This window comes from Aquamicrobium segne (genome assembly GCF_042656785.1).
Lineage (GTDB): Bacteria > Pseudomonadota > Alphaproteobacteria > Rhizobiales > Rhizobiaceae > Mesorhizobium > Mesorhizobium segne.
Genome location: NZ_JBHSLL010000002.1, coordinates 20,501 through 37,427 on the forward strand (window position 1 = coordinate 20,501; position 16,927 = coordinate 37,427).

Annotated in this window: 14 protein-coding genes, 3 tRNA genes and 1 pseudogene; 8 read left to right on the top strand and 10 right to left on the bottom strand. The window is 54.2% G+C overall.

The window, feature by feature from the left end; genetic code table 11:
• Positions 1-106 (top strand): annotated as a pseudogene (locus ACFPLB_RS00260) (IS5/IS1182 family transposase); the annotation flags it as partial.
• Between the two features lie 82 nt (positions 107-188).
• Positions 189-944 carry a heme ABC transporter permease gene (locus ACFPLB_RS00265; protein ID WP_378227264.1) on the top strand — a complete coding sequence of 252 codons (756 nt, stop codon included), beginning with the start codon at positions 189-191 and terminating at the stop codon, positions 942-944.
• Between the two features lie 52 nt (positions 945-996).
• Here the strand turns inward: ACFPLB_RS00265 and ssb are convergent, their stop codons facing one another.
• The gene (ssb, locus tag ACFPLB_RS00270; protein WP_378227266.1) at positions 997-1,509 is read right to left on the bottom strand and encodes a single-stranded DNA-binding protein; all 513 of its coding nucleotides are present in this window, start codon (positions 1,507-1,509) and stop codon (positions 997-999) included.
• Between the two features lie 321 nt (positions 1,510-1,830).
• Between ssb and ACFPLB_RS00275 the strand changes: the two genes are divergently transcribed.
• Positions 1,831-1,918 (top strand) — tRNA-Ser (locus ACFPLB_RS00275).
• A 663-nt stretch (positions 1,919-2,581) separates the two neighbouring features.
• Here ACFPLB_RS00275 and ACFPLB_RS00280 read toward each other — a convergent pair.
• The 4 genes from ACFPLB_RS00280 to ACFPLB_RS00295 form a co-directional block, all read right to left on the bottom strand.
• The gene (locus ACFPLB_RS00280) at positions 2,582-3,958 is read right to left on the bottom strand and encodes a TolC family outer membrane protein (protein ID WP_465251461.1); all 1,377 of its coding nucleotides are present in this window, start codon (positions 3,956-3,958) and stop codon (positions 2,582-2,584) included.
• Positions 3,959-4,123: 165 nt separating this feature from the next.
• Complete coding sequence (locus tag ACFPLB_RS00285; RefSeq protein ID WP_378227267.1) at positions 4,124-4,792, bottom strand: protein-L-isoaspartate O-methyltransferase family protein; 669 nt, start codon at positions 4,790-4,792, stop codon at positions 4,124-4,126.
• Between the two features lie 89 nt (positions 4,793-4,881).
• A tRNA-Cys gene (locus tag ACFPLB_RS00290) sits at positions 4,882-4,955 on the bottom strand.
• Positions 4,956-5,066: 111 nt separating this feature from the next.
• The gene (locus tag ACFPLB_RS00295; RefSeq protein ID WP_378227277.1) at positions 5,067-5,324 is read right to left on the bottom strand and encodes a PGPGW domain-containing protein; all 258 of its coding nucleotides are present in this window, start codon (positions 5,322-5,324) and stop codon (positions 5,067-5,069) included.
• 238 nt (positions 5,325-5,562) lie between these two features.
• Between ACFPLB_RS00295 and ACFPLB_RS00300 the strand changes: the two genes are divergently transcribed.
• Positions 5,563-5,637: transfer RNA gene (locus ACFPLB_RS00300), tRNA-Asn, on the top strand.
• A gap of 127 nt (positions 5,638-5,764) precedes the next feature.
• Here ACFPLB_RS00300 and uvrA read toward each other — a convergent pair.
• On the bottom strand, positions 5,765-8,689 hold the full coding sequence (uvrA, locus tag ACFPLB_RS00305; RefSeq protein ID WP_378227268.1) for an excinuclease ABC subunit UvrA: 2,925 nt from the start codon (positions 8,687-8,689) through the stop codon (positions 5,765-5,767).
• Between the two features lie 459 nt (positions 8,690-9,148).
• The gene (lipB, locus tag ACFPLB_RS00310) at positions 9,149-9,859 is read right to left on the bottom strand and encodes a lipoyl(octanoyl) transferase LipB (RefSeq protein WP_378227269.1); all 711 of its coding nucleotides are present in this window, start codon (positions 9,857-9,859) and stop codon (positions 9,149-9,151) included.
• A gap of 239 nt (positions 9,860-10,098) precedes the next feature.
• Between lipB and ACFPLB_RS00315 the strand changes: the two genes are divergently transcribed.
• Both ACFPLB_RS00315 and ACFPLB_RS00320 read left to right on the top strand, forming a co-directional pair.
• A complete protein-coding gene (locus ACFPLB_RS00315; RefSeq protein ID WP_378227278.1) occupies positions 10,099-10,905 on the top strand; it encodes a PopZ family protein in 807 nt (268 codons plus the stop codon).
• Entirely contained in the window at positions 10,889-11,326 is a 438-nt protein-coding gene (locus tag ACFPLB_RS00320; RefSeq protein ID WP_378227279.1) for a Fur family transcriptional regulator, read from the top strand. The genes ACFPLB_RS00315 and ACFPLB_RS00320 overlap by 17 nt, the downstream gene beginning before the upstream one ends.
• Positions 11,327-11,421: 95 nt before the next feature.
• On the opposite strand, the gene ndk is transcribed toward ACFPLB_RS00320, so the two are convergent.
• The gene (gene ndk, locus ACFPLB_RS00325; protein WP_378227270.1) at positions 11,422-11,844 is read right to left on the bottom strand and encodes a nucleoside-diphosphate kinase; all 423 of its coding nucleotides are present in this window, start codon (positions 11,842-11,844) and stop codon (positions 11,422-11,424) included.
• A 157-nt stretch (positions 11,845-12,001) separates the two neighbouring features.
• Between ndk and ACFPLB_RS00330 the strand changes: the two genes are divergently transcribed.
• Positions 12,002-13,879 (top strand): ABC-F family ATP-binding cassette domain-containing protein, encoded by a 1,878-nt coding sequence (locus ACFPLB_RS00330; RefSeq protein WP_378227271.1) that lies wholly within the window; start codon positions 12,002-12,004, stop codon positions 13,877-13,879.
• An 85-nt stretch (positions 13,880-13,964) separates the two neighbouring features.
• Here the strand turns inward: ACFPLB_RS00330 and purN are convergent, their stop codons facing one another.
• Both purN and purM read right to left on the bottom strand, forming a co-directional pair.
• Positions 13,965-14,672 (bottom strand): phosphoribosylglycinamide formyltransferase, encoded by a 708-nt coding sequence (gene purN / locus ACFPLB_RS00335; RefSeq protein WP_378227272.1) that lies wholly within the window; start codon positions 14,670-14,672, stop codon positions 13,965-13,967.
• A complete protein-coding gene (gene purM / locus ACFPLB_RS00340) occupies positions 14,669-15,733 on the bottom strand; it encodes a phosphoribosylformylglycinamidine cyclo-ligase (RefSeq protein ID WP_378227273.1) in 1,065 nt (354 codons plus the stop codon). Before purM ends, purN begins: the two co-directional genes overlap by 4 nt.
• A 333-nt stretch (positions 15,734-16,066) precedes the next feature.
• Between purM and hdaA the strand changes: the two genes are divergently transcribed.
• A complete protein-coding gene (gene hdaA / locus ACFPLB_RS00345) occupies positions 16,067-16,756 on the top strand; it encodes a DnaA regulatory inactivator HdaA (RefSeq protein ID WP_378227274.1) in 690 nt (229 codons plus the stop codon).
• The last annotated feature ends 171 nt before the right edge of the window (positions 16,757-16,927 follow it).

Below are 16,927 nucleotides of genomic sequence, written 5' to 3' on the forward strand. Positions count from 1 at the left end.
CAGCAAGCTCAAGCACTTCCGCCGCGTCGCCACTCGATATGACAAATTGCTCGCCAACTTCATGGGCTTCGTCAAACTCGCTGCAATCGCAATATGGCTCAGATAGTTAAATCGTCACCACAACCTAAGACGCCTGTGCTGTTTGGAACAGTTGCATCAAGCCGGGCTCCAAGGCTATGTAATTGACCATGAGCGCTTCCCGTATCCGTTTGTCCAGTTGGCTGGACCTTGCCAATCCCACCCGCTTTATCGGCTTTGCTGACAGAGTGATTATGTGGCTGGCGGCGGCTTCTGCTCTGGTGCTGGCTATCGGGCTTTATATGAGTTTTTCCGCCCCCGAAGATTACCAGCAGGGCACAACCGTTCGCATCATGTATATCCATGTGCCTTTCGCATGGCTGTCAATGATGTGCTATGTGGTGATGGCGGCAGCAGCGCTGGGCACATTGGTGTGGCGTCATCCGCTTGCTGATGTTTCGCTGAAATCTGCGGCTCCGATCGGCGCCTGCTTCACCGCATTGGCGCTGATAACCGGCTCCATCTGGGGCAAGCCCATGTGGGGCGCATGGTGGGTGTGGGATGCGCGCCTGACATCGGTCTTTGTGCTGTTCTTGATGTATCTGGGCATTATTGCACTGACACGGGCGCTGGAAGATACCGGAAAGTCAGCATGGGCAGCCGCAATCATTACGCTGGTTGGCTTCGTCAATATTCCGATTATCAAGTTTTCGGTAGACTGGTGGAATACGCTACATCAGCCGGCATCGGTGTTTCGTGTGGATGGCCCGACCATTGATGGCAGCCTGCTTCGCCCCCTATTGGTTATGGCGATCGGCTTTATGCTGTTGTTTTTTGCGCTTCATTTAACAGCCATGCGCACCGAAATCATCCGCCGCCGGGTTGCTTCCATGCGCAAACTGGCAGCACGCACCAATCCCAATTAAAGCCTGTCTCTCGAACCGGGAACCAGTTTCGGGAGACAGGCTTTTTTTTGTGTCAGAAAGGAATTTCGTCGTCGAGGTCGCGGCTCGAACCGCTGCCGCCACCTTGTGAGCCGCCAAAGCCGCCACCTGAACCAGACTGGTCGAAGCCGGAGCCGCCGCCACTACGCCCGCCACCGCGGTCATAACCAACCTGACCGCTGCTTTCGCCCTGACCACGGGCATCAAGCATCTGCAATTCACCGCGGAACCGCTGCAACACGATTTCGGTCGTATAGCGGTCCTGACCGTTCTGGTCCTGCCATTTGCGCGTTTGAAGCTGGCCTTCAATATAGACCTTCATGCCTTTCTTCAGATATTGCTCGGCAATCTTGGCCAGATTGTCATTGAAGATCACGACGCTATGCCATTCCGTCCTTTCGCGGCGCTCGCCCGACTGTTTGTCACGCCAGCTTTCAGATGTGGCGATGCGCAGATTTGCGACAGGCTCACCTGAGTTCAATCGCCTGATTTCCGGGTCTGCTCCCAGATTGCCAACTAAAATAACCTTATTGACGCTGCCTGCCATGACGCTGTCTCCGCGCTTTGTCCTAAATTGAAAATCTGCTGCACCTTACAGGTTGCGACTGCATTTGGCCTGTTGCTCGCAACAGTTTCCCCAAAGCTTTTTATCAGAGATACATATTGCGACACGTTTTAGGTCATTTTATCTGGCTTCAGAGAAATTGAAAAATGATCCGGGAATTTTGGCTGACGCCGCAGAACAGGTTGACGCGGCGTTACGGACGGCTATAAGCGCAAGTTACGAAGACCAAAGAGTTGTAAAGTGTGGCCGCACGTAACATTTCGACGGGCTAAAAAGCCAATAGCACTGTAAAATCAACTTATTGGAGGGGTGGCCGAGTGGTTTAAGGCACCGGTCTTGAAAACCGGCGAGGTGCAAGCCTCCGTGGGTTCGAATCCCACCCCCTCCGCCACTCAACTCATTGGAATCATTCTCTGATTCGTATTCTGCTACTGGAACAGCGCGGAACTGCGGGTTATCGGGCCAAAGCTGTTGGCTGCGCCACCTGCGCGAATCGCTGATTTCGTTCTCTCTCCTCCGATATTCTCCAAAGCTCCTGACTGCGCGGATTGGGTACGGAGATGTAAGTCGCTGTAATTCCGTCGTTATTTTCTTTGGTTTATCCGTACTTTTGTACGGCACAGCGATAGGAGAACAACTCTGGGGTCGAACTATCTGCCCCATTTCGCAAGCGGTGGCTCGTACCCATTCATGTCGTGTACTCTGCCGCAAAAGCACTTCCATAGAGTGAGCTGATTGACGTGGCCGCTTCCACTGCGGAACGAACGGACTCTTCCTTAAGATTGAGGACTTTGAATGAGTTACCTACCTTGGCCACAACCTCGATTCGCCGGAAGTTACTACCGTGGTCGGCGGCATATTGTGCGAGCCCTTTCAGCTTGGTTCACTCCCAACGAATGCTGGAACTACTTCAAAGCTGCAGGATACGTTGCACATTAAACGCCCGAGGCTCTAGCCGCATTTGTGCGACGTCAGATGATTCCATCTGACTGCAAAATGCTCTAAATAAAAAAGGCGCCCAAGGCGCCTTTTAAAAACAGGAAATCAAGGCAGATCAGCGTCCGTCAGGGGTACGCAAACCATACCACTTGTCTTTGACCGCATTATAATGCTCTTCCGGTTGATATTTGGCGACCTGCAAACCAAGCCGGTCCACGGAAAGGCGTCCCATGGCCCGAACGATGGCGTAGCTGGCCAGAACGACATCACGCTCGGCAGCAGCAAGATAGATCTTGGCGTTGATCACATCGCGCTGTGAATCCAGAACTTCCAGCGTGGTGCGCTGGCCGACATTGCGCTCTTCGATCACGCCCTCCAGCGCCAATTGTGCAGCGCGCACCAATTGACGATTTGCGGTCACACCTTCCTGAGCCGCGATATAGCCTGTCCAGGCGGCGGTAACAGCCTGACGAACCTCATCACGCTTGACATCGACTTCAATGCGGGCCTGGCCAAGCCTCTCCTTGGATTGGCGCACCTGTGCCGAGGCGCGGCCGCCCTGATAAATGGGAATAGTCAGCCTTGCGCCAATATTGGCAGAGGTCGAATAACCGTCCCTTGTATCCGCAGGCGAAGTGTCGCTGTAGTTACGTGAAACTCCGGCTGAAGCGGTTATCGAAGGCAATAATGCACCTTCGGCTGATTTCACGCCATAGGCGGCCGCATCGACCATATGACTGGTGGCAATAATGGCCGGATGTTCCTGAGTGGCCACGCTAATGGCTGTATCGAGACCTTTTGGCAAAAGCTTTGCAAGCGGGGAGGCGGCCTTGAGCTGCCCCGGTTCTTCACCGATGACCTGCCGGTAAAGGGCTGCACTGCCCAGAGCCTGCGCTCTGGCGGCGCTAAGCTGGGCTTCTGCGCCTGAACGTGCGGCATCAGCCTGTGCTACATCGGTGCGGGTGCCTTCACCCACTTCCAGGCGCGAACGCGCAGCGCGCACCTGCTCGTTGAGAAATTCGAGATTCTGCTGGGTTAACGCGGCAACCTGACGGTCGTGGATGACATTCATATAAGCCTGTGCAGCATCATAAAGTATGCTTTCTTCCGTGAAGCGCAGAAACTCCTGCTCTGCACGGACTCTGGCTTCTGCTCCGGCGACATTGTTTTGTGTCTGAAAGCCATCAAACAGTTTCTGATCGATCTGGACACCAAAATTGCCGGCGGTCGATCGTATTGATGTGCTGTTCCTGCGTGTGTCTGTATAGTCAATGCTGGCTCCGCCCGTCACTGTAGGGCGATAGCCGGATTTGGCGATGGCTACATCTTCATCGACGACGCGAACGCCGGCACGTGCAGAATTGACGGACGAATTGTTGCGATAGGCTTTTGCCAATGCCCCGGAGATCGTTTCAGCCGAAACTGAACCGGGTGCGAACGCCGCGGCGGTCATCAAAAGGGCGGCAAAAACGGTCTTGCTAAAGGACTGCACGTCAACCCTCATTTCCATAAATACGAATACGCAATTTAAAATCCAGAGCCGAACTGTTACGCTATTAAACAGGAAGCGTTTTGCCGATGCATGTCAGGCGATACTGTCTGGATTCATCCACCTGCAAATCAACATGTGCGGGCGGTAACTGCAAGTTAAATCAGTTCAGAATTCAAAAGCTTTGGCACGTTCAAAGCCCGGCAGTGGCCGAATTGCCGCATTAAACACCCGCCGGCCTGTGACCACACCGTCTGACTTCAGGAAAATGCGGGCAATAGCTGCATTGCCTTCGCCTTCGATTGCGACAAGACGCCCACCTTCGGCAAGCTGTTCAAAAAGCGCTTCCGGAAATTCCTCAACACTGCCCTGAAGGATAATCACATTATAAGGAGCAGCAGCCTTCCAGCCCTGTGCAAGCGGACCTTCCACGACGGAAACATTGTCACAGCCCTGCGAAGCCAGAATGGCGCGTGCCTTGGCGGCCAGTTCAGTGTCACTTTCCAATGCGGTGACGGAGGCTGCCAGTTGCGAAAGAAGAGCCGAGGAATAGCCTGTTCCACAGCCAATATCGAGAACGGTATCGTGAGAGGACAGTTCGCCAAGCTGGATTAGTCGCGCAAGGGGCGAGGGTTCCATCATGTAGCGTGGACCGGATGCACTGTCAGCGATACGAATATCTTCATCAATGTAAGCAAGTTCACGCATGGATTCATCCACGAACAATTCACGCGGAACAGACAGGAACGCATCGAGCAGAGGCACACTCGTTACGTCGGTGGTGCGAATTTGTCCGTCGACCATTTTGATGCGACGTTCGGTGAAATCAGCGCTCATATGCAAGCTGCTCCGCCTTGGCGCCTAGTGCGCGCTCACAATTCTTTAAGAACGTGGGCAGTTCTGCCAGGGCAGAATGCCGAAGAGTTTGGAGGCCTCGCCCGGAATCGAACCGGGGTGCAAGGATTTGCAGTCCTCTGCGTAACCACTCCGCCACGAGGCCTTACCTGTTCAAGCGTTCTGCTGCCTCATTAGGTGAGGGCGTTTTCATCGTCAAGCCGCAGGAAGCCATTCTGAGAAATATCCTTCAGGAAAACTTTCTGACAGCAAGGCTTTATCCCCGTTTGCGCTTGCGCCGCTCCCACCAGATGGCAAGCCGTCGCCGCCACCGCCGCACCCGGGCAAATTCATAAGAAAGAATGAGCAGGCCCAGAGGAATCATCCAGAAACCCAGGACAGGCAAAAAACCAAAGCAGCCAAGCACGGTCAGGCTCACACCTATGGCGATCCGTGCCCGGCGTGAGCGCGGCAGGGTGAATTGTCTGCCGGCGATATTGATCTTTCGCGGAGGCGGTTCCTGACAATCCCACAGGGAATCATCAAGCGTGCTCTTGCCGCCTGTCCCTGATTTATAATTGCCTGTTTTCACCCCAAACCTCTTGCCTTTTGTTTTTCACGGGCTTTTGGGCCGTTGGAAGCGACTGATATGGTCATATAATTGCGACATTTCGAGTATGTGAGCGTAAATGATACAAAAAAACGAAAAGCGGCTTTGCAAAGCTGAAAACTGTTTGCTATAGGCTGCCTCGTTCTCGCAAAAGTGCTGCTGTTCCCCGGTAGCTCAGCGGTAGAGCAACCGGCTGTTAACCGGTTGGTCGCTGGTTCGAATCCGGCCCGGGGAGCCACTTTTCTGGTGAAAGTCCAGATTTTCAATAGTTTCAATGTTCTGATTGGGTTTTGGCCCTAAAGTGAATCGCTTTCCTTCAGGCAGATCAGAGGCCTGAAGGATGATGATCAAAACATTCTGTGGCTCTATTCTGCGGCTATCTGCTTGTGCCCCGGGCGACGCTCCAGCAATTCCTTGAGGAACTGGCCGGTATAGCTTCGAGCTTCGTTTGCAATGTTTTCTGGCGTACCGGATGCAACCAGTTCGCCCCCGCCATCGCCCCCTTCAGGGCCAAGGTCCAGAACCCAGTCGGCGGTCTTGATGACTTCCAGATTGTGTTCGATCACCACCACCGTATTGCCCTGATCAACCAGTTCATGCAGCACTTCAAGCAGTTTTGCCACATCGTGGAAATGCAGGCCGGTGGTTGGCTCATCCAGAATATAAAGGGTTTTTCCTGTTGCCCTGCGGGACAATTCCTTGGCCAGCTTGATGCGCTGGGCCTCACCGCCTGACAAGGTGGTGGCCTGCTGGCCAATGCGGATATAGCCAAGGCCGACCCGCTTCAATGTTTCCAGCCTGTCACGTATGCCGGGAACAGCCACAAAAAACTCCACGCCTTCTTCTACCGTCATATCAAGAACATCGGCAATCGACTTGCCCTTGAACACCACATCCAGTGTTTCGCGATTATAGCGCTTGCCGTGGCAGACATCACAGGTCACGTAAACATCGGGCAAAAAGTGCATCTCGATCTTGATGACACCATCGCCCTGACAGGCCTCACAGCGCCCACCCTTGACGTTGAAGGAGAACCGACCCGGCAGATAACCGCGGGCCTTTGCTTCCGGCAGACCGGCAAACCAGTCCCGGATCGGGGTAAATGCGCCGGTGTAAGTGGCCGGGTTGGAACGCGGCGTGCGCCCGATGGGCGACTGGTCGATGTCGATCACCTTGTCGAGAAACTCCAGCCCCTCGATGCGCTCATGCTCGGCCGGGTGTTCGCGTGAGCCCATGATACGGCGTGAAGCTGCCTTGAACAGTGTCTCGATCAGGAGGGTGGACTTTCCGCCGCCTGAAACACCGGTGATGGCTGAAAATGTTCCAAGCGGTATTTCTGCCGTTACGTTTTTAAGATTATTGCCGCGCGCGCCAATTATCTTGATACGCTTGTCTTTTTTGCCCTCCCGGCGCTGGGCAGGCATGGCGATTTCCATCTTGCCGGACAGATACTTGCCGGTAATGGAGTTTGGATTGGCGATCACGTCAGCAGGAGTGCCCTGTGCAATGATATTCCCGCCATGTACGCCCGCGGCCGGGCCGATATCGACCACATAATCGGCATGCAGGATGGCGTCTTCGTCATGCTCGACCACGATGACGGTATTGCCGAGATCACGCAAATGTTTGAGCGTGTCGAGCAGGCGCGCATTGTCGCGCTGATGCAGGCCGATGGAGGGCTCGTCCAGCACATAAAGCACACCGGTCAGCCCTGAGCCGATCTGGGAAGCAAGCCGGATGCGCTGGCTTTCGCCGCCTGAAAGCGTACCGGAATTGCGCGATAATGTCAGATAATCAAGGCCGACATCATTGAGAAAGCGCAGTCTTTCGCGGATTTCCTTCAGGATACGGACGGCGATCTCGTTTTGCTTGTCATTGAGATGGGCGGGAAGCTGGTTGAACCACACATCCGCCTTGCGGATCGAGAGGGCGGTGACCTCGCCAATATGTTTGCCGGCAATTTTGACAGCCAGCGCTTCGGGCTTGAGCCGGTAGCCATCACAGGCAGGGCAGGGCGTGGCCGACATGAAGCGCTCGATTTCCTCACGCATCCAGGACGATTCTGTTTCTTTCCAGCGTCGTTCAAGATTGGGGATTACACCTTCAAAGGTTTTGGTCGCCTGATAGGAGCGCAGGCCGTCATCATAATTGAAAACCACTTCGCGCTTGCCGGTGCCCTGCAAAATGGCGCTGCGGGCTTCTTTGGAAAGCTCGCTGAACTTGTCGCCCAGCTTGAAGCCATAGGCTTTGCCAAGTGCTTCCAGTGTCTGGGCATAATAGGGGGAGCTGGATTTTGCCCAGGGCGCAACTGCGCCATCGCGCAGCGTCAGGTTTTCGTCGGGTATCACAAGGTTGGGATCAATGGCGCGCTGGCTGCCCAGACCATCACAGGTCGGGCAGGCGCCAAACGGGTTGTTGAAGGAAAACAGCCGCGGTTCGATTTCAGGAATGGTGAAACCAGACACGGGACACGCAAATTTTTCTGAAAAAATAATGCGTTCATGCGTTTCATTCAGCGATTTGTTGGCCGCACCACCTTCTGCTGTTTCTTCGCGCGGCAAGGGCTTGTCGGCCAGTTCCGCTACTGCCAGCCCATCGGCCAGCCGCAGGGCCGTTTCCATGGAATCGGCAAGGCGTGTGGCAAGGTCGGACCGCACGACGAGGCGATCCACCACCACGTCAATGTCGTGCTTGTATTTTTTGTCGAGGGCGGGGACATCGGCAATTTCGTAAAAGACGCCATCGACCTTGACGCGCTGAAAGCCCTTTTTCTGCAGCTCCAGAAAATCCTTGCGGTATTCCCCTTTGCGCCCGCGCACGATGGGAGCCAGCAGGTAAAGCCGGGTGCCTTCCTCCAGCGCCAGAACGCGGTCAACCATTTGGGAAACGGTCTGGCTTTCGATTGGCAGGCCGGTAGCAGGCGAATAGGGCACGCCGGTGCGCGCAAACAGCAGGCGCATATAGTCGTAAATTTCTGTGACAGTCCCAACCGTCGAGCGCGGATTTTTGGATGTGGTTTTCTGTTCGATCGAAATGGCGGGGGAGAGGCCGTCAATCTGATCGACATCCGGCTTTTGCATCATTTCCAGAAATTGCCGTGCATAGGCGGACAGGCTCTCTACATAGCGCCGCTGCCCTTCGGCATAGATGGTGTCGAAGGCAAGAGAAGATTTGCCAGAGCCGGAAAGCCCGGTCATCACCACAAGGGAATCGCGGGGCAGATCGAGATCCACATTTTTAAGATTGTGTTCGCGTGCGCCGCGAATGGAAATGAATTTATGGTCGGCCATGGCTGTTTCGCCGCCTCGATCTGACGTTGTTTTGTGATGGCGGGTTTGCCCGACCATCTGGGTTATGCAATGGCGGGATTGCCCGGCCATCTGGAATATAGGTGGCTTCATCACGGTTTTGAGGGGGGAGCCGTGAGTTTCCATGACCGGTTTAAACGTCTTTTCCTCAAAGTGACAAGACGTACGAACAAAATAAGAACACGTGCGGTGAGGTTTTGTTGAATGGCCTTTATTGAAAAAGCATTCTTGTTCTTCCATGCAGTTGACATGAGAACAAAAATGGAACATTAAAGGAACAAATCAGGACAGGAGCAGGTTATGACCGATTTCGTTCAGGATGTTATCTCAATGGTATGCATGGGAGCTTTTCTCGTTTCCGTTGCCATGTGGGTGGGTGCGCTGTGATTGCTCAGAGCATTTTGTGAGTACAGATGACACCATTCGTACTCACAAAATGCTTTAGGATACCGGGCCAAAAATCTCGATGAATGCTGCTTTTAGCGCACCGTCCAGATCAGTCATTGTCACGGGCAGTCCCAGATCGACCAGGCTGGTGACGCCGTGTTCCTGAACGCCGCAGGGCACAATGCCGTCAAAATGCAACAGGTCGGGTTCGACATTGATGGAGATGCCGTGGAAGCTGACCCATTTGCGCATTCGAATGCCGATGGCGGCGATCTTGTCTTCGGCAACAAGGCCGGGAATTGTCTGTGGCCGGTCCGGCCGCTGCACCCAGACGCCAACACGATCCTCGCGCCGCTCTCCCTTGACGTTAAAGGTGTCAAGGGTACGAATGATCCATTCTTCCAGAGCAGCCACAAAGGCGCGGATATCTTCGCGGCGTCGCTTGAGGTCAAGCATGACATAGGCAACCCGCTGGCCGGGACCATGATATGTGTATTCACCACCCCGGCCTGCGGCATAAACAGGAAAACGCTGCGGGTCGATGAGATCGATGCTGCGCGCGCTGGTGCCGGACGTGTAAAGGGGAGGGTGCTCAACCAGCCAGATCATTTCCCTGGCGCCTTCCTCGCGGATGGCCCGCGCATGGGCCTCCATGAAAGCCAGCGCTTCGGGATAGTCGAGAAGTCCCGGCTCAATTCTCCATTCCACCGGCGTTGAGCCGGTTGTGGCAAGAAAGGATGTAGAGATCTGGTTGCGTTCAGGCATAGTCTGGTCCAAATTTTATTCTGTTATATGGCGAGTAACATCTGTTTGGTCCAGTAGGCGACATCAACCTCTGGAGTTTGAGAGACAGGCTTTATTCTGTTGAAATGGAGGCCGCTTCACGTTTGGGGATTCTCGGCTGGCCTGTGGTCCGCTAGGTTAATCTGCATATGATTCGGATGTGGTCACCAGATCTGGCTGCCTTCGACCTGAAAACAAATACAGGAGCAGTGGACATGGCAATGGCGACTGCAAGCAATATTCAGCGTGAACCGTCAATGGAAGAAATTCTGGCGTCGATCCGTCGGATCATTGAAGACAATGATTCTGGCAATATCGGGGATGCTGGCGGCACGGGGCTCTCTGGAAATACCGGGCGCAAGCCTGCAGAAAATTTTGGCATATCAGCGGCTGAAACAGCAAGTGCTGAAGAGGCGCCTCCTGTCGAGGTAGCTGCTGCTGAAGTGGACGTATTTCGCAGTGAGTTACAATCGGCAGACAATCTGGGTTCATTGAAAATGCAATCCTCTTCTGCTCCTGATTTTGCAAGGGTCGATTTTGTACGGAGTGAAGCCGCGCACTCCCTGGCCGAATCAAATCCTGAACCGGTTGCTGCAAAAGACAGGCAGTTGAAAACTGCTGATCCTTTTGCCTCGACCGGGCATATGAATAAAAAAATGGAAATATCCGGCACTGCCGCTGATGCGCTAAACGCTGCACCGCTTTCCAGACCAGCAGGCGAGCAAAAGCCGGAACCTGCCTCCTTGGTCAGAGCTGTTTTAAACGATCCCTTGTCTTCAGAAAGGGCTGAATCTGGCAAGTCAGCGCTGGTTTCAGAAAAAACCAGTCGGCAGGTTGCGGCAGCGTTTGAGGAACTCTCAGAAGCTTTTGCAACACGCAGTAAAAAATCCCTTGAGGAAATGGCGGAAGAAATGTTGCGGCCCATGCTGCAAAGCTGGCTGGATAATAATCTTCCAACCCTTGTGGAAAAGCTGGTGCGTGAAGAAATCGAGAGAGTGGCTCGCGGCGGCTATGACGTTCAGCGATGATGATATTGTCAAGCTGTGCAAGGAACACGGGCTGCGTCTGACCGGGCCGCGTAAAGTCATTATGCAGGTGTTGGCTGAATCGGAGGACCACCCCGATGCGGTGGAACTTCATCGCCGCGTTACGAAAATCAGCCCCGGCGTAGCGCTTGCTACCGTTTATCGCACACTGGCATTGCTTGAAGAAAAGGGTGTCCTGGAAAGGCATCAATTCGGTGATGGCCGCGCACGTTTTGAGAGTGCGGATCAGGAACATCACGATCATCTCATCAATGTCGAGACCGGTGATGTGATCGAATTTCGTTCAGATGAGATTGAACGTCTTCAGGAAGAAATCGCCCGTCAACATGGGTTTGATATTGTCAGCCACAAGCTGGAAATTTACGTCAAGCCCCGAAAAAAGCGCCGCAAAAAAGCGACGTAAACCGGACTACGTAAAACTGTAATGCTATATTGACGAGTACTCCGAAAGCTTATCCCGAAACTGAGCGTCAGTTTCGGGATAAGCGTTTTTTAAAATCAGCCGACGATTTCCGTGTCGGAGAACCAGTATTTGATTTCCTGAGCAGCGGTTTCGGGGGCATCCGAGCCATGCACGGAATTTTCGCCGATCGATAGGGCAAAGGTCTTGCGGATGGTGCCTTCAGCAGCATCGGCTGGATTGGTGGCGCCCATCACCTCACGGTTTTTGGCAATGGCGTTTTCGCCTTCCAGAACCTGCACCACGGTGGGGCCGGAGGTCATGGATTCAACCAGTTCGCCAAAGAAGGGGCGCTCTTTATGGACGGCATAAAAACCTTCGGCTTCGCGCTGGCTCATCCAGACGCGACGAGAAGCGACAACGCGCAAGCCCGCATCCTCCAGCGTTTTGGTGATGGCGCCGGTAAGGTTGCGGCGGGTGGCATCCGGCTTGATCATGGAGAATGTGCGTTCGAGCGCCATGGACTGTCCTTTTAGGTTAAAAATTGCGTGTGGCGCGCTCTATACAGGCCAGCAGGTTGATTGCCAAGGGTGGGCTTGCCCTAGCTGCGACAATGCTTTTGCTTGTATTGGGCTTTTTCCTTGCCATTAGCGCGCCAGCGGGCCAAAACGCGCTACCATGCTGATCATAAATGACCTTTCATTGCGAATTGCCGGCCGTTTATTGCTGGACCATGCCTCGCTCACACTGCCTGCAGGTGCCAAAGCCGGGCTTGTCGGCCGCAATGGCACCGGCAAGACAACGCTGTTTCGCGCCATTACCGGCGATATGGCTTCGGAAACAGGCTCTGTCAGCCTGCCCAAAAACACCCGCATCGGGCAGGTGGCGCAGGAAGCGCCCGGAACAGAAGAGCCATTGATTGAGATTGTGCTCAAGGCGGACAAGGAGCGGGCTGCCCTTCTTGAAGAAGAAAAAACGGCCACCGATCCGCACCGTATTGCTGAAATCCATATTCGTCTGGCCGATATTGACGCCCATTCGGCACAAGCGCGCGCGGCCACAATTTTGTCAGGGCTTGGCTTTGATGAAGAGGCGCAAAAGCGTCCTGCGTCCTCCTTTTCGGGCGGGTGGCGTATGCGCGTGGCGCTGGCTGCCGTGTTGTTTTCGCAGCCAGACCTTTTGTTGCTGGATGAGCCGACCAACTATCTCGATCTTGAAGGCACTTTGTGGCTTGAAACCTATGTGGCAAAATATCCGCATACGGTGCTGCTGATCAGCCATGACCGCGACCTGCTTAACCGGGCAGTCAATTCCATCGTGCATCTCGACCAGAAAAAACTCACCTTCTGGCGTGGTGGCTATGACCAGTTTGAGCGGCAACTGACTGAACAGCGGGAGTTGCAGGAAAAGGGCCGGGTCAAGCAAGAAGCCCATCGCAAACATCTGCAATCCTTTATCGACCGTTTCAGGGCCAAGGCGTCCAAGGCAAGGCAGGCACAGTCACGCATCAAGGCGCTGGAGCGCATGAAGCCGATTGGTGCAGTTCTGGATGAGAGTGTGCAGCCTTTTTCTTTCCCCGAGCCGCAAAAACTGGTGGCATCGCCTATTGTTGCGCTGTCGGATGTCGATGTCGGTTATGCGCCGGGCAAGCCGGTGCTGAAACGCATGACGCTGCGCATTGACAATGATGACCGCATTGCGTTGCTGGGAGCCAATGGTAACGGAAAATCGACTTTCGCCAAGCTGCTGTCGGGCAGGCTGGAAGCCGAAACCGGCACGATCACTCTTGCTCCGGGGCTGAAAACATCAATCTTTGCCCAACATCAGCTTGATGATTTGCGTCCGGAAGAAAATGCCTATGAGCATGTGCGACGCCTGATGCCGGAAGCGCCTGAATCCAGAGTGCGGGCGCGGGTTGCGCAATTTGGTCTTTCAACCGAAAAAATGAATACACCGGCAAAAGATCTTTCAGGTGGTGAAAAAGCACGGCTTTTGATGGGGCTGGCGGTTTTTGAAGGGCCAAACCTGTTTATTCTGGACGAGCCGACCAACCATCTGGATATCGACAGCCGCGAGGCGCTGATCCATGCGCTCAATGATTTTCCCGGTGCGGTTATTCTCATCAGTCATGATCGCCATCTTCTGGAGGCAACCGTTGACCGGTTATGGCTGGTCAGAGACGGGGCCGTGCAGCCCTTTGATGGCGATCTTGATGATTATAAAATGCTGGTGACGGGCCAGCCGGCGGATCGCCGTGACAGGCGCGAGGCAGAAAAAGCATCAAAGGCTGACCGGCGACGGGAAGCGGCCCAAAGGCGTGCAGCAGTCGAACCACTGGCCAAACAGATCAAGGCAACCGAAGGGCTGATGGAGCGCTTGCGCAAACGCATTGCTTTGATCGAAAGCGAATTGGGCGACCCCGCACTTTATGAAAAAGAGGCGACCAAAGCAACAAAGCTGGCCAAGGAGCGCGCTGATCTTGCCGCACAATTGAACACGCATGAAGAGCGCTGGCTGGAAATGTCGACTGAATATGAGGAAAGCATTGCCGAATAATTTTCGCAACGCTCCTGCATAAATGTATGCTAAAACAAAAGCTTAGAGAATTTCATCCATTTTTCGTGAAAATAAAAATGCGCTATCAGGGCGTAAACCGTGCCAGCGCTTCAAGATCGACCTCTTCGCGAAGATCGGCAGGCGACATCAAGAGACTGTCGGCACTCTCGACCAGCCCGCTGCCGCCATTTGAAAGGTGGGTTTTACGCTCCTTCATGGAAATTTTGTTTTCGGCCACAAGCCGGAGCGCCAGCGGATAAAGCCCATGTTCGGCCTTCAGCACACGTGCGGCCAGCAAAGCCTCGTCATCACCGGCCAGAACCGGCACGGCCGCCTGTGCAATGATGGGGCCGTCATCCATTGCAGCGGTTACAAAATGCACGCTGCAGCCATGAATTTTGACGCCAGCTTCCAAGGCGCGACTGTGAGGGTCCAGCCCCTTGAAAGAGGGCAGCAGGGAAGGGTGGATATTGATGATGCGCCCCAGCCAGTTTTCCACGAAAGAGGCGCTTAGCAGGCGCATATAGCCTGCCAGAGCAATAATTTCGGCCTGAAACTCTGTCAGGACTGCATCAATGGCGGCGTCCTGGTCTGCCTTGCTGGCATGGTTGACGATTTGCGTGGCAATACCGCGCGCAGCCGCAACCTGTAACGCATGGGCATCTTCATTATCAGAAATGACGCCGACAATTTCAGCCGGATAGGCCGGATCGCTCGCTGCTTCCATCAGCGCATTCATGTTGGAGCCGCGCCCGGAAACCAGGATGACGGTGCGTTTGCGTGAAACAGTCATAGGCCGAGTGCTCCCCGGTAGATCACGCCAGTCTCACCACGCGGCACAATGCGACCGATGGGCATGACCGTTTCGCCAGCCTCCTGAAGCACGGCTGCAATCTGGGCAGCTTGCGCGGCATCAACCACCACGACCATGCCGATACCGCAATTGAAGGTGCGCATCATTTCATGAGCCTCTACCCCACCCGTGCTGGCCAGCCAGGAAAAGACAGGCGGAACCTGAATACTGTCAAGATCAAGCTCGGCTGAAAACCCTTTTGACAGCACCCGTGGAATATTTTCAGGAAACCCGCCGCCGGTAATATGAGCCAGCGCCTTGATGCCCTGGGTGTTGCGGATGGCTTTTAAGAGCGGTTTGACATAGATGCGGGTTGGCTCCAGCAAGGCTTCAGCCAGTGTCTGGCTTTTGTCAAAAGGGGCATTGTCGCTCCAGTCAAGCCCGGAGATGGCCACGATCTTGCGCACCAGCGAGTAACCATTGGAATGGACGCCGGAAGAGGCCAGACCCAACAGCACATCGCCTTCAATAATATCATCACCCGGCAATAATTGGCCGCGCTCGGCAGCACCGACGGAAAAACCGGCAAGATCATAATCATCACCATGATACATGCCCGGCATTTCAGCCGTTTCGCCACCGATCAGCGCGCATCCCGCCTCGCGGCAGCCTTTGGCAATGCCGCCGACAATGGCTGCACCCTGTTCCGGATCAAGCTTGCCAGTGGCAAGATAATCAAGGAAAAACAGCGGCTCTGCACCCTGCACAATCAAATCATTGACGCACATGGCGACCAGATCGATGCCGATCGTATCATGCTTGCCAGCCTCAATGGCGATCTTGAGCTTGGTGCCCACACCATCATTGGCAGCAACCAGAACGGGATCGCTAAAACCAGCCGCCTTGAGATCAAACAACCCGCCAAAACCGCCGATTTCGCCATCTGCGCCCGGGCGGCGTGTGGAGCGCACCAGCGGCTTGATCTTGTCCACCATCAAATTGCCGGCATCAATATCGACACCTGCTTCGGCATAAGTCAGCCCGGTTTTGCGTTCAGTCATCGTTTTGCCTTTGCTTGAGCATTTTGTGAGTACAGACACTCTCGTCTGACGTCGCAACAATGCGACCAAACCAAGATATTAGAGCCTGTCTCTCGAACTGGAAACCAGTTTCGAGATAAAGACATGCGTAAAAACAAAGACTTAAAGCGGGTCCCGTGAATCTGAAAGAAAAGCGACACGCTTTAGAGCACTTTGCAGTCGGCTCTTCGCATGAACCGTTCGATCCCGCAAGATGGCGCAGATGCAACACGGAAAGGAAGTGCGAAAGTTGCGGATGCGAGATAATTGCACCTCTTGACCATGGCTTTACAGACAGCCTATTTGCAGGACCAGATGGACAAACTCAGACAGTTACCGCTCAATTTTCAACACGCTCCTGCTTATTCACGCGACGCTCTTGTTGTTTCACCCGCGAATGAAGAAGCCGTTGCGCTGATCGACCACTGGCCGGACTGGCCTGCTCCCGTCATGATTTTGATGGGACCGGCCGGAGCGGGCAAAACACATCTGGCTGAAATCTGGCGTTCTGTTTCAGGTGCTGTTGCGCTTGACGTAAAAAATCTCTCGCAAACCATGGCCACATTTGATGCCCATGCGGTTGTGATTGACGATGTTGATCAGGCCAATATTGATGAAAACGGGCTTTTTCATCTGATCAATCAGCTCCGTGCGATAAATGGGTATCTGCTTTTGACGTCGCGGCAGTTTTCATCCGCATGGGGTGTGCAATTGCCGGACCTTGCCTCACGGCTTAGGGCCGCACCGACAGTCAAAATTCATGAGCCGGATGACATGCTGCTGGCTGGCGTGATGGCCAAGCTGTTTGCGGACCGGCAGATCGAGGTCGAGTTTTCAGTCGTTGACTATCTTGTGCAGCGCATTGAGCGCTCGCTGGCAACGGCAATCAGGGTTGTGGACCGCCTTGATCATATGGCGCTGGAAGAGCAAAGCCGCATCACCAAGCCGCTGGCTGCCAGGGCGATCAATGCGCTGGACGAAGGGCAGGGCGAACTAGATTTTTGAATCTTAGAGCATTTCTTGTTTTCATGGAAGCGGATGAAATGCTCTAATCTCTTGTTTTAGCCGCATTTCTGCGACGCCAGACGATTCCGTCTGGCTGCAAAATGCTCTAGGTTGTGGTGACGATTTAACTATCTGAGCCATATTGCGATTGCAGCGAGTTTGACGAAGCCC

Coding starts and splice junctions, on each gene's coding strand:
- ACFPLB_RS00265 (WP_378227264.1), top strand. CDS start 189: ATGAGCGCTTCCCGTATCCGTTTGTCCAGTTGGCTGGACCTTGCCAAT.
- ssb (WP_378227266.1), bottom strand. CDS start 1,509: ATGGCAGGCAGCGTCAATAAGGTTATTTTAGTTGGCAATCTGGGAGCA.
- ACFPLB_RS00285 (WP_378227267.1), bottom strand. CDS start 4,792: ATGAGCGCTGATTTCACCGAACGTCGCATCAAAATGGTCGACGGACAA.
- uvrA (WP_378227268.1), bottom strand. CDS start 8,689: ATGGCCGACCATAAATTCATTTCCATTCGCGGCGCACGCGAACACAAT.
- lipB (WP_378227269.1), bottom strand. CDS start 9,859: ATGCCTGAACGCAACCAGATCTCTACATCCTTTCTTGCCACAACCGGC.
- ACFPLB_RS00315 (WP_378227278.1), top strand. CDS start 10,099: ATGGCGACTGCAAGCAATATTCAGCGTGAACCGTCAATGGAAGAAATT.
- ACFPLB_RS00320 (WP_378227279.1), top strand. CDS start 10,889: ATGACGTTCAGCGATGATGATATTGTCAAGCTGTGCAAGGAACACGGG.
- ndk (WP_378227270.1), bottom strand. CDS start 11,844: ATGGCGCTCGAACGCACATTCTCCATGATCAAGCCGGATGCCACCCGC.
- ACFPLB_RS00330 (WP_378227271.1), top strand. CDS start 12,002: ATGCTGATCATAAATGACCTTTCATTGCGAATTGCCGGCCGTTTATTG.
- purN (WP_378227272.1), bottom strand. CDS start 14,672: ATGACTGTTTCACGCAAACGCACCGTCATCCTGGTTTCCGGGCGCGGC.
- purM (WP_378227273.1), bottom strand. CDS start 15,733: ATGACTGAACGCAAAACCGGGCTGACTTATGCCGAAGCAGGTGTCGAT.
- hdaA (WP_378227274.1), top strand. CDS start 16,067: ATGGACAAACTCAGACAGTTACCGCTCAATTTTCAACACGCTCCTGCT.